Origin of the sequence: Fervidobacterium changbaicum (assembly GCF_004117075.1) — a bacterium.
Classification (GTDB): Bacteria; Thermotogota; Thermotogae; order Thermotogales; family Fervidobacteriaceae; genus Fervidobacterium; species Fervidobacterium islandicum.
In genome coordinates this window covers 1,464,650-1,478,729 of sequence record NZ_CP026721.1, presented here as the reverse complement: position 1 = coordinate 1,478,729, position 14,080 = coordinate 1,464,650, and the positions used below count along the sequence as shown (strand labels likewise).

The window sequence follows — 14,080 nt, the reverse complement described above, 5'->3', positions numbered from 1 at the left end:
GAATGCTCAGGGTTGATCAGTTGAAAAGGAAAATTCTTATTCGTAATATTGTAATTGCGTTCTTAGTCACTGGCCTTGTTTTGGCCATTGCGCTGTTTTGGGTAAAGTTCTACAGCATGGAAAACTCAAAAGCGCATTTCGAAAAAATAGACCTATCGCTTCGAAATTTCCTTGAAACACTCAATACGGTGATTTCCCATCACGATGATGAGTTAGAAAATTACGTCAAGGCCAACCTTCAGATAGCTAAAACGCTTATTGAGAATCTAAATGAAAATGAAGCTTTAGAAAAAATAAACGAACAACTTTCAAGAGTTGTATTGAATAACATACCAAGTCTTTTTGTTGACTTAAACGTAGCTTTGATAAATGAAAAGGGAGACATTATAAGAGCTACAGGTTACCTATCAAACGTAGAAAACATCGGTTTTAAACCTAACGTTCTTCTTGCAGGTTCGTTGCCACATATCACCGGTTTCGTTCCCGGTACAGCTCGTATGGTAAAATACGTGTGGCTAAAACTTTCTGAGACAGACAACAGATATCTGCTTTTCACCTTCTACTTAAATCAAAAGTTGTACGATGGATTCATAAAGGGCTTGTCAGGACTTACAGCTGGAAATATCTTGGAGATTGCGATATATGTTGATTATGAGAACAGACTGGACACTTCTAAGAAGACACCCGATCAAGTGATTGCGAGAGGATTTACGCGACAGTACTTCAAGGCAGGTTGGTTACAAGATATTTATTATAAAGCATATGATTTCTCTTCTTACGGAGAAATTAAAATTCCGATCTATCTAAAAGTGGTTTTTGATTTCAGAAAAATCTTGTTTTATGTTCTTACATTCATGCTTACACTTGTTGTAAGTGTCACTGTTTTCACGATCCTTTCCACTAACGCAACCGTAAAGCCATTTGCCTCAGATATGAGTAAGTTATCGATTGCCGTAAGAGAAATTGGAAATACGGGTACCCTACCACCAGCTGGTAATTTTAACCTGGTTGAGACACAGGAGTTTTACGAAACATTGTCAGCGATACTCCAAGAGCTTAGCGCAACAATGGAAGAGCTCGAAGCAACTAATGAAGAACTAATGCGTTCCTACGACGAGCTAAGGCTCAAGAGCGAAGAATTCAGAAGGTTATTGGTCAGCATTTCTGAAAAATTAGCTGTTATAGCTGAAGGATACGACGAAAACACTGGTCAACACATCTATAGAGTTAAGCGACTCTCAAAATTGCTTGCAGAAAAATTAGGCTTAGCCGATGAGAAGATCGAAGATGTGGACATGTTTGCCAGCTTGCACGATATTGGTAAGATCTTCATACCGAAAGAGATACTGCTCAAACCGGGAAAATTGACACCAGAAGAATGGGAAGAGATGAAAAAACATACTGTTTACGCAAAAAGGATATTGGATGTACCCGGATTTGAAACCGCGTTGAACATCGCACTGTACCACCACGAAAATCATGATGGCTCCGGTTATCCCTTTGGTTTGGTTGGAGAGGAAATACCAATCGAAGCGCAAATTGTCAAGATTGTGGACATATACGATGCATTGCGCTCCGATAGGCCATATAAAAAAGGTATGTCGCACGAAGAAGCACTGAGGATCATCCTCGATGGAGATGGAAGAACTTCCCCGGAGCACTTTTCACCGAAAGTGCTTGATATATTTAAAGAACATCATGAGGAGATTCGAAAAATTTGGGAGGAATTGAAATAGTTTTCTTTCGGTTTATTCTTTAACCCTTTTCCAAAAATCTTTTTCTTTCTCCATTTCCGCAACTGCTTCGTATATAAGTGATTCAGCGGTCGAATCACCGCTTATGTTGTGTTTGACAAAACCTACATAGACATTGCACATGAGTCCTTCATCTGTTATTAAATCACCTATCCTTCGTCTGAAGTGTTCTGCGAAGAACACACCATATTTGTAAAGGACAACAGCGTATGTACTACCTGCCACGTGGATCACAAAATCTCCCATTTTTGTCTCTTCGTTTAATATCTTCTCCAGCTTTTCTTTTTCTTGTTCGCACGTCTTTCCTTCAAATTCCACACAAACAACACCGAGCAGATGATTTTCTCTTTTTGAAAGTTCCATGTATTTTTTCAGTATCTCAGTTCCTATACCGTAAGTATAAATACCTCTTGTTTCATCGATTACTTGCTGGGCAAGTGCTTGCTTATTTAATTCAAGTGCTTGTTCGTAGCGCTGTTTTTGAACTTTTAACATGTTTTTGAAAATCAGTATGCTTGTTATGTAGATACCAGCAAAGATGAAAATCATATATGTTTCTAAACCTAAAGTCGTTCTATTAACCTGCGTTCTAAAATACGAGTTGAAGAGATCATCCAACTCACCAGAGGATTTCATTAATGCTATCGTTTTGTCGATCTTCTCCAACACATCTTTATTGGCGATTTCCGAACCTCTGCGTATTGCGTATTTAAGTTGAACAGGGCTGAAAACTAAAGATGTGGCTCTCACTCTCGGATACTTACTGCTGTTGACAAGATACGATAGTCTGCTAACCACTCCAGCAATCGCGATACCATCGTTCACAGCTTTTATTACGCTCTCGTATGTATCGAATCCTACGTAATTCGGCCGTACATCAAACGACTGGGCTATTTCCAGAAATTTCTGATAGTATATATCCCCACGATTAACAGCTACTGCTCTTCCATCCAATTCGCTGATATCGTTGAGCGTTTTAAAACTAACAAGCACACCCCAATTCATCAACACGGGTTCTTTGTTAAACGAATACAATTTCTCTCGCTCAGGAGTATGCGCAACGCAAACTACCATATCTATGTAACCTTTATTCAGCTGCTGCATAAGGTCTGCAAATTCACCAAAAATAAATTCTACGTCATAACTACTCAAAATGCCAGACTTCCTAAGTACGTCTATAAACAATCCTTTTGGTTTGCCGTTATCGTTGAAGGTCAGCGGATAGTTATCGTAGTAACCTATCTTTATCGCAGAGAACAAAATCGATGGCAGTAAACACACCGATAACAAAATGAGAACTAACTTTGCCAAGAACTTTTTCTTTTCGACAATCACATGTTCACCTCCGACTCCTTCCGACTTCTAAGAACAAGTTAAATTAGTTCTTACTTGTAGGTTATTTTAGCACAATTATACCATAACAGCAAAGTCATTTTCCAACTAATTGGAATTAACTTCGCTCAACTCTTGACTAAACAAAAATATATGATAAAATTCGAGTGCGTAAATTTGGAAAAGTACCCCAATCCACACGCCAACCCGTTTCCCACCTCGGTGCCTTGCAAAATTGAGAATTTAAAGACCATGTGCAAGGTCGGTGGGTCAAGGGGGCGGAGGATAAAACCAAATCATGGAGGTGTAGGTATGCCAGTGGTAACTATGAAACAGCTCTTGGAAGCAGGTGTTCACTTTGGACACAGGACGCAAAGATGGAACCCAAAGATGAAGCCGTACATTTACGGTGCAAGGAAAGGTATTTACATCATCGACCTTCAGAAAACAGTTAAACTACTCGACGAAGCTTACGATTTTGTAAGAGATGTCGCGAGCAAGGGTGGAACGATCCTTTTTGTCGGAACGAAAAAACAAGCACAGCAAGTAGTTAAGAACGAGGCCGAAAGATGCGGAGGATTCTACGTTAACAACAGATGGCTCGGCGGACTTCTTACAAACTTCTCCACAATCCAGTCGAGAATTCAGAAACTCATCGAACTCGAGGAAATGGAAGCAAACGGTGAACTCGACAAGCTGCCAAAGAAGGAACAGAGTAAACTCAGAAAAAAGCTCGAAAAACTCAGAAAGAACCTCGGTGGCGTGAAGAACATGAAGAGTTTACCAGATGTTATCTTCATAGTCGACCCGAGAAAAGAAAAGATCGCCGTTGAGGAAGCCAACCACCTCAAAATTCCAATAGTTGCAATGGTTGACACCAACTGCGACCCTGATCCAATCGACTACGTGATCCCATCGAATGACGATGCAATAAGAGCTATTGCACTCATCGCTGGTAAAATAGCCGATGCATACCTCGAAGGTCGCGAAGGGGTACCATACTCAACAGAAGAAGCAATGCCTGCAACAGTTGAAACAGAAGAAATCGAAATTAATATCCCAGAAAACCTTGACGAAGAAGAAATATAAGAGCTGTAATTTAAAACGAAGCCCTCGGAAAAAACCGAGGGCTTTTTAATTCATTTGATTTATACCGTTGTCAGTGCATTTCTTTACTTTTCAAATAGGAGTTAGCCACAAGTGATACGAGTATTAAAACCATTCCAAGTATCTGCAATGCCGCAATCTTCTCATGTCTGATGACACTACCAGCAATTACTGAAATCACCGTTGTCAAATTCGAAAAAAGTGAAGAGACCGTTGGCGGAACTTTGCTGAGCATGAAATTCACCAAAAAGAACGCAACTGTTGAAGAAAGCACACCAAGGTACAATGCTCCCATTATAACAGCCGGATGGAGTGTTACCTTGAACTGACCTGTGAAGATACTCACCAAAAAGAAGAACACAAAACCCGTTATCATCATGAAGAACGTCGTCTCCACAGGTGTGAACTGTGCAGACAACTTCCTCGAGAAGATATTGTAAAGAGCTGCAGAAAGCACAGCACCTAAGATCAAGAGCTTTCCGACAAGCGCTCCTTGCTCAAAACCACCACTCGCAACGATAAGAAAGACACCAAAAAAGCTCAGAAAAGCGAACAGAAATTGGTACCACTTTATTCTTTCCTTCAATAGCAAAGGACTTAGAACGGTAATTACAATCGGAATCAAAGCGATCAACATCCCTGCTTCCGAAGAAGTCGCAAATCTTAACCCGTTTGTTTCAAAAACAAAGTACAGAATCGGTTGAAATAAAGCCACCTTCCACAATTTCCAATATGGCTTTTTTGACAACCTGATAACTCCAACACCAACGAGCAAAAGCATAACGATACTTGCCACTGCAAACCTGTAAGCTAAGAACGTGTAGACGTTGATGTGCTGTATGCTGTTTTTGGTAAAAAGAAAAGACAATCCAAATATAGCAGAAACAGCTACTCCAGATATATAAACCTTCCAGTTCACAGGGACCACCTCATCTTCATCGATAAGAAAGTTCGCATTCCGCACAATTTTATGTCTCTATTTTATCAAAAATAATCCTTTCATCAAGAAGAGTTTTATGTAACAAAAATCCGAACAACACCGTATTGTAAGCTCTCAAGAAATTGACAAATCGACAAATCTGTGGTAATATATTAGCAGACTTGGATGTTGATTGCTAATAAGTTTGATAATAATAGAACAGCAAGAATGGATATACAAAAAAGCGAGGTGATAGTTAAGTATGCTCGGAAACGATATCACCGAAAGGCAGAAGAAAGTTCTCTATTGTATCGTTCAAGAGTACATCAATACCAAAACCCCAGTGAGTTCAAAAAGGGTTTTGGAAAGTGCTACGATTGAAAGGTCTGGTGCCACTATCAGAAACGACATGAATCGGTTGATGAGAACAGGCTATATATACCAGCCGCACACATCAGCTGGTCGTGTCCCAACGGACAAAGGTCTCAGGTTTTATGTAAACGAACTTAGGAAAATTAGAGAAGAAATAAAATCAAAGAGCACACACGTCGAAGTTGCGGCACGTTTCCCTATCGGTGATATGGAAAAGGTCCTTACAGGTGCCGCAAAACTTTTAAGTTCTTCAACAAAAGGTATGGTTGTCATCGAAAAACCGAGTCCGTTAACTTTAAGGATAAAAAGGATAGTTGTCACACCTGTAAGCAAGAATTTCTCGATCGCGAATATAATAACATCGCTTGGTCTAAGCTCATCAATCCCGATCCAACACAGTGAACTCGACGAGACGGAAAAAATAGAAGAAATGCTCAACAAAGTAATGACAGGACTAACTTTGAACGAATTCAGGTCCAAGCTTAGGGATATTCTCGCTCGAATAAATAACTTGAGCAATTTAAACAACTTCAAAGAGAACGATTTCGGAACGCTCAGCCGAGGTTTCCTGGAAATAACTGAAAGACTATCAGTTGAGAGTTACGAAGATTACATAACAGAGGGACTACCAAACTTACTTTCAAATGAAAGAATCAACCTGAAGAAATTGCAGAACATCCTTGCATACGTCGCGTCGGACACATTCTACAAAGAACTCTTTGAGCTTGAAAACGATATATTCATCGGTAAAGAACACGGCCTTAGATTCTTGGAAGACTTCTCGGTAATGCTCGGTCAGTTTTATTCAGAAGATACACCTGTTGGGCGCGTTGCTGTCATCTTTGACAAATACGGGAGATATGACTTAGTCATCGACAGCTTTGAATTCATGCTCAACAGATTGAGTGAATACTTCACTGTTGTATCGAGAAATATCTAAAATCAATCCAGATAAGAAGGAGGTTGAGACCATGTGTGAAGAAAAGAAAATAAACGAAATGAAAGAAATGCAAAACAATAATTCGCAAAATTTAAATGAGATAAAGGAGAACGAAGAGATGAATCAGAACGGATTATTCGAGGAAAACAAGCAGTTAAAGGAGAAAATAGCCGAACTTGAAAACCAACTAAAAGAAATCCAGAATGCAGCACGCATAATCAAAGCAACGTTTGAAAACTACAAATTGGACGTCGACAGGCAGCTGAAAGATGCCTCAAAGTCAACCGCACTTCGCATCATCAAAGCACTTATACCAATTTTAGATGACTTCAAGAGGGCTTTTAAGTACTACGAATCCGATAATGACCTGGAAAAGTTCAAACTTGGAGTAGAGAAGATATATGAAAAACTCTTGAAGACCTTGGAGAACGAAGGATTAAGGGTTATAGACGCAACAGGTAAATTCGACCCGTTCAACCATGAAGCCTTTGAGAAAGAAGAACGCGATGATGTTGAAGAATACACAATCCTTGAAGTTATTGAAGACGGTTACACATTCAACGGACAGGTTGTAAAACCAACGAAAGTGCGCGTTGCTGTAAAACCAAGGAAGAAGGCAGAAACATCTGAGAACATGACAGAGAACAAGCAAGAGAATGAGCAATAAAAAATGACAAGCAGAGGTGATACAATATGCCAGCAAGAAAAGATTACTACGAAATACTTGGCGTGCCAAGAAATGCATCAGAAGATGAGATAAAGGCGGCTTACAAGAAGCTTGTTAAAGAGTGGCATCCAGATAGGCATACGGGAGATAAGAAAAAGGAAGCCGAGCAAAGATTTAAAGAGATACAGGAAGCTTACGAGGTGCTGAGCGACCCACAGAAACGTGCAATGTACGATAAGTTTGGATACGTAGGTGAAGGTGGCTATGTTTACGAGCCGTCCGGTAGGGGTAACGGATTTGGATTTGAAGATATAAGTGATATCTTCAGGGACTTCTTAAATGATGATATATTCAACATATTCTTTGGAGGGCATAGAACAAGTACATCGCAAACGCAACGAACAACAGGTGGTAGAAGGTATGCCAAAAGAGGAGAGGATATAAACCTTGAAGTGACCATTTCAGAAGCTGACGTCTTTACTGGAAGAGATGTAACCGTTGAGTACGACAGGTATGAATTGTGCGAGAACTGTAAGGGAGAAGGAGTAGAACCTGGAAGTAAATGGGTGACATGTTCGAAGTGCCATGGAACTGGCGTTGTTCGGGAAGAGAGAAGAACACCGTTCGGTGTGTTTATTAACCAATATACCTGTGACGTCTGTGGTGGTAGCGGCACAATTCCGGGAGAAACCTGCCATGTGTGTAAAGGAGCAGGAAGAATTAGAAGAAAAACAAACGCAGTCGTGAACATCCCAGCAGGTGTAGAAGATGGAGCGGTTATCAGAATTCCGAGAAAAGGGAATGCTGGAACAAACGGTGGAGATTACGGAGATTTGTATGTCCACGTTAAAGTTAGAAAAACAAGCGACTACAAACGCGAAGGTGATGATATAATAGTAACTGTTCCCGTTGATTACATCAGTGCTATACTCGGTGGCATCGTATATGTTACATTGCCAAACGGCGAACGAGTTCCAGTGGAGATACCTGCGGGGACACAGCCCAACGAACGTATAGTTATCAAAGGCAAGGGCATTCCAAACGCAAGGACAGGTAGACGTGGCAATCTAATAGTAGAAGTGAAGGTCTCAATCCCAAGGAAAGTCTCATCAAAAGAGAGAAAACTCCTTGAAGAAATAGCCAAAGAAAGGGGCATAGAAATTTGAGACTTGACAGAGACAAACTAAATACTACGAGAAAGGCTTTAAAATATAGTAAATCACGTAGCAAGAAAGCGTTCAGAAATCGAGAGGCTCTTAATCCGCTAGGTTCTTCAACCCACTCCAGTGGGCCAGAGCCCAAAAAATCGCAAAGACATGCTAAATCAAAAACCTTGATTTCAATTACTCTGCTATTTTTAATTCTGGGGATTTTCGTTCTTAGTTTTGGATTCATTTTCTCACGCAGTTCGACGTTTTTGGCCTTTTTAAAAGGTATTTCCAGTTCAACTCAGCTAACCGCAAAAATTGACAAAGAGATAACAATCGACAAAGGTTTCGAATCACGGATATCAAGAGTTATTAGCACGCCTGATGGATTTGTAGGAATAGGTTCGACCATAGCTGATGAAAGTGAAAAATATCAAATACTTTTGACCAAAGTCGATGATGACGGTAACATCGTATGGGTTAAAACCTTCGGTGCTGAGAATGACGATCTCGGATACGATATCATTCAAACCGACGATGGTTTTTTTGTGCTCGGAACAACCTCTTCGAAAAGCTTAGGTACCAAAGGAAGATACGATGTTTTACTTTTGCGTTTAGACAAGAATGGAAACACTATTTGGCAAAAAACTTACGGGGGACCGGATTGGGACAGGGCATATCGAATGGTAAGAGCTGGGAACAACTTCGTATTTGTTGGCGATAACTATGCCAAGGGTAACGACGTAACAGAGAACTTCGGCGAACATGATTACTGGACTGTTATGTTCTCAAGTGATGGAAAAATCATCTGGGATAGAAGCTTCGGTGGTACACGCTGGGATAGAGCCTATGCCGTCGGCTATGATCCAATGAAAGGTCAAATACTCGTTGCCGGATCAAGTAATTCATTCACAGACGGAACAAGGTACGACGGGTACGTTGTTAGCTACAATTCGGCTGGACAGTTAATTTGGCAGACCGTCTTAACCAATTCACATACTCTCTGGCCTATGGACTTGTCTATCACAGAGAGAGCTATCTTTGTTTCCGGATACGTGTACGAAAATTTCAACGATGCTAACTCTGAAAGATTGGGAACCGAACGTGCATTCATCGCAAAGCTTACAATAAACGGTCAAGTGGAGTATATAAAAACATTTGGTGAGAACGTGAGAATCCATTCTGTGTTGAACAGTTTGCAAAGTGAAGGACAAAATGGAATAGATACGCTCTACTTTGCAGGTTATAAATACGATGGCGAAAAGAAACTCCCTTGGTACGGCCTTTTTGAATACGACAAAAGCTCAGGCAAGCTACAGGTCGTTGAAAAAACCATCGATACAGACTACGGCATGCTCTTTTCGATATCGTATGACGAAAAAAGAAATGTTTTTGTGTTATCCGGTACTATCATGAAGGATGGAAAGATGAAAGGTCTAATCAAGTTGTTGTCAAATATCGAGAGCTAAAATCAGATAACAATATAGACTGCTCGATTCATTCGAGCAGTTTTTTTATCGAATCTTTGTAATTTCTACCTACTGGGATGATTTCTCCATTTGAGAGCTCGAGTGCTACTGTACCAAAGTAATTCCGGATTATCTTCTTTATCTTTTCAACATTGATTATGTAAGATTTATGTACCCTTAAAAACTTTTCTGCAGGAAGCTTGGCTTCGCAATCTTTGAGAGAAGTTCTTGTCTTCAGCTTCCTGTCCTCTGCAACAACTATCGTTTCACCTTCTTCAGAAGTTAGAAAAACTATCTCGTCAACGTTCAAAAATAGAATCTCATCACCAACCTCCACAATAAACTTTCCACTCTTTACCTTCTGCGCCAAATCCTTCACTTTTTCTATACTCTGAGAAATACTCACTCTTTCTAAAGCGCTCAATTTCCTGACTTTTTCAATGGCTTCTTGCAGTCTTTCTTTCTTTATAGGTTTCAACAAGTAATCTACCGCATTCTCTTCAAACGCCTTTACAGCGTACTCAGAATACGCTGTTGTAAATATCACGTATGGCCTGTGGCTGACATGTTCAAGTACATAGAATCCATCGTGTTCTCCTAAGTTTATGTCAAGAAATACGATATCAGGCTTCTTCTCGTTAATGATTGCTATCGCTTCCTCCGCATCTTTGGCAACGCCAAGCACATCTATTCCTTCCTCTTTCACCATCTTTTCCAATAACAATGCCAAAAGCTTCTCATCTTCGACTATAACGCAAGTCATATGCTCCCCCCTAAAAAGCACTAAACACTTTAAACCCTTTGCCAAGAAAGTATAACTGTGGTACCCTTTTCAGGGTAGCTTTCAACCTTTAGCTCAACGTTCCTTGCAAACGCTTTCAGCAATTCTTCAACAAGTTTTAAACCCGTGCCGGGAACTATGTTTTCACTACCTTTCCCATCATCGATGACCTTAATAACGACACGACCATTCTCAATAAAGCATTCGATAAGTATTTTTCTTCCGTCCTTAGACTTAGCGATCCCGTGGATTACAGCGTTCTCAACGATAGGCTGGAGCACCAATGATGGAATTCTAACCTTGTCGCATTCTGCATCGACTTTGATTTCGTAGTTCAGCCCTTCTATCCGAAGCTTCTGAATTTCCAAGTACCGAGCTGCTAACTCAAGTTCATCTTTCAACGTCCAAACCTCCGGTGCTTGAAAGACCGTTCTGAAGAGTTCCGCAAGATTTGAGAGATATTCTTTAACAGCTTCTGGTGCCTCACCTAAATCCAGCATCGATATCGCTGTACTCAACGAATTGTAAAGAAAGTGTGGATTCGTTTTGTATCGGATAACCTGTATACTCAACTTCTGCTGTGCACCTTTAAGCTTTTCGTACTCTCGCAGCTGTCTTTCTAATTCCCTCCTGAGTGTGAGGTAAGCAATACCAAACGAAACCAGTAAAAATGTTGAGACGACAAGTAGCGAATTGGTGAAGTTTGCAAGTGAATCTTCGGAATACTTAGAAATCCACATCCCAGATATGTTCAAGAACAAGAAAGTAATGCCAACGATAGCAACTACGACTAAGAGAAAATACAAAAATCTGCTCCATTTCGATTTAGAAGATGCAATCAACTCCTTTGCCCAAGCTCTGAAAATATAGTAGGTGAGCCCGACCGTGTTCACAATGATGAATATAGAAACGACGGAAATAAAATACAGATTAGAAGGGAGAAAATACATAGTATACACAAAGATAACAAGCGCTATTAATTGCAAAAATAGGAAAACCCGCACAAAAATCGCCCCTCACAATGTCTTGTAAATACTCATATAATAAGAATTCATCACAAATAACGCTCAGTTCTCGTCTAATAACTTGTGTATCCAAATAAAATTTTATCATGAAACTTACGAAACTTTACCAACTACTTCTTATATGCTGAGTGAGAAATTCAAAAAAATTTTGCAAAGTCTGTCAAATGTCTCACTCAAGCTGTTTATTCAACATAATTTACTTTGTTTATCATATAAGTGATTTTTTTCACTAAAGTTATTGACACACGCTATCAGCAGTGGTAAAATAAGAATGTAATGTGAAAAATATCACAATTATTCCGCTTCCATTTTTAATCTGGTCAACCAATTTTTCTCAATCAAGTACGTATGCTTTTAAATTCTCAAAAAGCACCAAAACATCGAGCTGAAGGATATTTTGAAGATAGTAATTTTCGTTTTTCAACAGAACTTTATAACTTTGAAGAGAAGGAGGAATAAGCGTATGCTAAGAATTATCCAGTCACCTATGAAATACATCCAAGGAGCTGGTGCTTTACACTACATCGGAAAGTATCTGGAACCTTTTGGAAAAAGATATTTCATCATTGCCGATGAGTTTGTGATGAACTTGACGAGAGAAACTATCGAAAAAAGTCTCAACCAACACGGCATCGAAGGAGTATTTGAAATATTCAAAGGAGAGTGCTCAAAGAACGAGATAAGTAGATTGGTGAGCTTGTTACGAACACATAAATGCTCGGGAGTTATAGGAGTAGGTGGAGGAAAGGCTCTTGATACAGCAAAGGCCGTCGCCTATTATGGAAACACTCCTGTCATTATTGTTCCAACAATTGCATCGACCGACGCACCGTGTAGTGCTCTATCGGTGATTTATACTGACGATGGTGTTTTCGAGGAATACTTACTATTCCCCAAAAACCCAGATATTGTAATCGTCGATACGGAAATTATCTCAAAAGCACCTGTTAGATTACTTGTGGCAGGTATGGGTGATGCCCTTGCAACATACTTTGAAGCGAAAGCGTGTTATGATTCACATGCGATTACTATGGCTGGCGGGGAACCAACACTCACCGCTATTACAATAGCCAGATTATGCTATGAAACCTTAATAAACGAAGGTTACAAGGCTAAATTATCTGCAGAGGCAAAAGTTGTTACAGAAGCGCTCGAAAGAATTGTTGAGGCTAACATATATCTGAGCGGTGTTGGGTTTGAAAGCGGTGGTTTAGCAGCCGCTCATGCAATTCATAACGGCTTTACGTTGGTTGAAGATTGCCATCATCTATACCACGGCGAAAAAGTAGCATTTGGAACACTTGCCCAGCTAGTTTTGCAAAATAGTTCGGAGAAAGAAATAGAAGAAGTTTTAGATTTTTGTGTTAAAGTAGGCTTACCAGTAACCTTGGAACAAATGGGAATTTTAGATGGCACAGAAGAGAAAATACGAATTGTTTCACAAGCCGCGTGCGCAGAAGGCGAAACAATTCATAATATGCCGTTTAAGGTTACACCAGATATGGTTTATGCGGCAATTATCACTGCAGATATGTTAGGCAAAGATTATTTGAAGCGAAAGCAAATCAAGAGCAATCAACACTGATAAACACGAAACAGTTGATTAAACCTTTCTCTAAGTTATTGAAAATCTCCAAAAAAATCCTTGGCTTCCGCCAAGGATTTTTCTATTGATTCGTTGCTCTTATTTTCTTAATTCGAGCTTTTTTAACTCACCTGAGAGCATCTTAGAGACAATTTCGTTTATTGAAGTGCGAGGCTTTACAAGATAAATATCTACGCCTCTTTCTTTAAGGTCTTCAAACATATGCGGACCAATTCTCACGGCAACTACCGCATCTATTTCTCCCGTTGAGGCAAAAACCTCTTCATGTCCATGTCCGTGTTCATGCTCATGTCCGAACTCGCGTCCATGTCCATATCCATGTGCATGTTCGTGATGCCCGGGTTCGTAGTGTCCATGGTGCCCATGGTTTCCGTGACTTCTCGCATGGAGGTTGTCTACCAAAATTCTTGAAATCTCTTTCCCATCTTTAATTTCCACTTTCATGAAATACATAGCTCTTCCGAAATGATCCGCAACTACGTTACCATCGTCCGTTGGAATAACAAACCTCATAACGCCACCTCCTGAATTCTAAAATATCTTTGTTAATAATTGAGAAATTTCTCAAAAGCGTCTTTTAGATCAGCTATATAGTTAGTAAGTTCTTCTAGATATCTAGAACCTTCCTCAGTAACTTCGTAAACTTTCCTCACTCCACCATTTCCCTCTTCAAGAGAGTACCTTAAAAACCCGAGCGAATTAAGTTTTCTCAACAAGCTATAAACAACACTTTGGTCATGTTTAAATGGATAATACTCGGAGTTGATTATCTTCTCGTACAAATCGTACCCGTGCATTGGTTTTTTCAATAGCTCTTTCAAAATAGCTGCCGTTAAGTAGTCTCCAACCGAAAATCCCATTTCTCCACATCTGTGAGGACCATGCCCTTGGTGACTACATCCACATTTTCTACGCAAACCTCACACCTCCATTAACACGTCAAGATAAGTAAGATAAGAG

13 protein-coding genes are annotated in these 14,080 nt (G+C 39.9%); 7 read left to right on the top strand and 6 right to left on the bottom strand.

Annotated elements, in window-relative coordinates; translation table 11 throughout:
- The first annotated feature begins 2 nt into the window (after window positions 1-2).
- Window positions 3-1,736: an HD-GYP domain-containing protein gene (locus tag CBS1_RS06855; RefSeq protein WP_090222197.1), complete on the top strand. Its 1,734-nt coding sequence runs from the start codon at window positions 3-5 to the stop codon at window positions 1,734-1,736.
- 12 nt (window positions 1,737-1,748) lie between these two features.
- Here the strand turns inward: CBS1_RS06855 and CBS1_RS06850 are convergent, their stop codons facing one another.
- Window positions 1,749-3,089 carry a transporter substrate-binding domain-containing protein gene (locus CBS1_RS06850; RefSeq protein ID WP_090222198.1) on the bottom strand — a complete coding sequence of 447 codons (1,341 nt, stop codon included), beginning with the start codon at window positions 3,087-3,089 and terminating at the stop codon, window positions 1,749-1,751.
- A 309-nt stretch (window positions 3,090-3,398) separates the two neighbouring features.
- Between CBS1_RS06850 and rpsB the strand changes: the two genes are divergently transcribed.
- Window positions 3,399-4,175: a 30S ribosomal protein S2 gene (gene rpsB, locus CBS1_RS06845; protein WP_033191727.1), complete on the top strand. Its 777-nt coding sequence runs from the start codon at window positions 3,399-3,401 to the stop codon at window positions 4,173-4,175.
- Window positions 4,176-4,245: 70 nt separating this feature from the next.
- Here the strand turns inward: rpsB and CBS1_RS06840 are convergent, their stop codons facing one another.
- A complete protein-coding gene (locus CBS1_RS06840) occupies window positions 4,246-5,112 on the bottom strand; it encodes a DMT family transporter (RefSeq protein WP_090222200.1) in 867 nt (288 codons plus the stop codon).
- A gap of 262 nt (window positions 5,113-5,374) precedes the next feature.
- On the opposite strand from CBS1_RS06840, the gene hrcA reads away from it, so the two are divergent.
- The 4 genes from hrcA to CBS1_RS06820 all read left to right on the top strand — a co-directional run bounded on the left by hrcA (window position 5,375) and on the right by CBS1_RS06820 (window position 9,708).
- Window positions 5,375-6,424 (top strand): heat-inducible transcriptional repressor HrcA, encoded by a 1,050-nt coding sequence (gene hrcA, locus CBS1_RS06835; RefSeq protein WP_090222202.1) that lies wholly within the window; start codon window positions 5,375-5,377, stop codon window positions 6,422-6,424.
- A gap of 31 nt (window positions 6,425-6,455) precedes the next feature.
- Complete coding sequence (locus CBS1_RS06830) at window positions 6,456-7,091, top strand: nucleotide exchange factor GrpE (protein WP_090222203.1); 636 nt, start codon at window positions 6,456-6,458, stop codon at window positions 7,089-7,091.
- Between the two features lie 26 nt (window positions 7,092-7,117).
- Complete coding sequence (dnaJ, locus tag CBS1_RS06825; protein ID WP_033191730.1) at window positions 7,118-8,257, top strand: molecular chaperone DnaJ; 1,140 nt, start codon at window positions 7,118-7,120, stop codon at window positions 8,255-8,257.
- Between the two features lie 251 nt (window positions 8,258-8,508).
- The gene (locus CBS1_RS06820; protein WP_128998133.1) at window positions 8,509-9,708 is read left to right on the top strand and encodes a hypothetical protein; all 1,200 of its coding nucleotides are present in this window, start codon (window positions 8,509-8,511) and stop codon (window positions 9,706-9,708) included.
- A gap of 28 nt (window positions 9,709-9,736) precedes the next feature.
- Here the strand turns inward: CBS1_RS06820 and CBS1_RS06815 are convergent, their stop codons facing one another.
- Window positions 9,737-10,471 carry a LytR/AlgR family response regulator transcription factor gene (locus tag CBS1_RS06815; protein ID WP_090222207.1) on the bottom strand — a complete coding sequence of 245 codons (735 nt, stop codon included), beginning with the start codon at window positions 10,469-10,471 and terminating at the stop codon, window positions 9,737-9,739.
- 29 nt (window positions 10,472-10,500) lie between these two features.
- The gene (locus CBS1_RS06810) at window positions 10,501-11,493 is read right to left on the bottom strand and encodes a sensor histidine kinase (protein ID WP_033191733.1); all 993 of its coding nucleotides are present in this window, start codon (window positions 11,491-11,493) and stop codon (window positions 10,501-10,503) included.
- Between the two features lie 484 nt (window positions 11,494-11,977).
- On the opposite strand from CBS1_RS06810, the gene CBS1_RS06805 reads away from it, so the two are divergent.
- Window positions 11,978-13,099 (top strand): glycerol dehydrogenase, encoded by a 1,122-nt coding sequence (locus CBS1_RS06805; protein WP_033191734.1) that lies wholly within the window; start codon window positions 11,978-11,980, stop codon window positions 13,097-13,099.
- A 99-nt stretch (window positions 13,100-13,198) separates the two neighbouring features.
- On the opposite strand, the gene CBS1_RS06800 is transcribed toward CBS1_RS06805, so the two are convergent.
- Window positions 13,199-13,633: a NifB/NifX family molybdenum-iron cluster-binding protein gene (locus CBS1_RS06800; protein WP_033191735.1), complete on the bottom strand. Its 435-nt coding sequence runs from the start codon at window positions 13,631-13,633 to the stop codon at window positions 13,199-13,201.
- A gap of 32 nt (window positions 13,634-13,665) precedes the next feature.
- Window positions 13,666-14,037 (bottom strand): PadR family transcriptional regulator, encoded by a 372-nt coding sequence (locus tag CBS1_RS06795; RefSeq protein ID WP_033191736.1) that lies wholly within the window; start codon window positions 14,035-14,037, stop codon window positions 13,666-13,668.
- Window positions 14,038-14,080 lie beyond the last annotated feature (43 nt).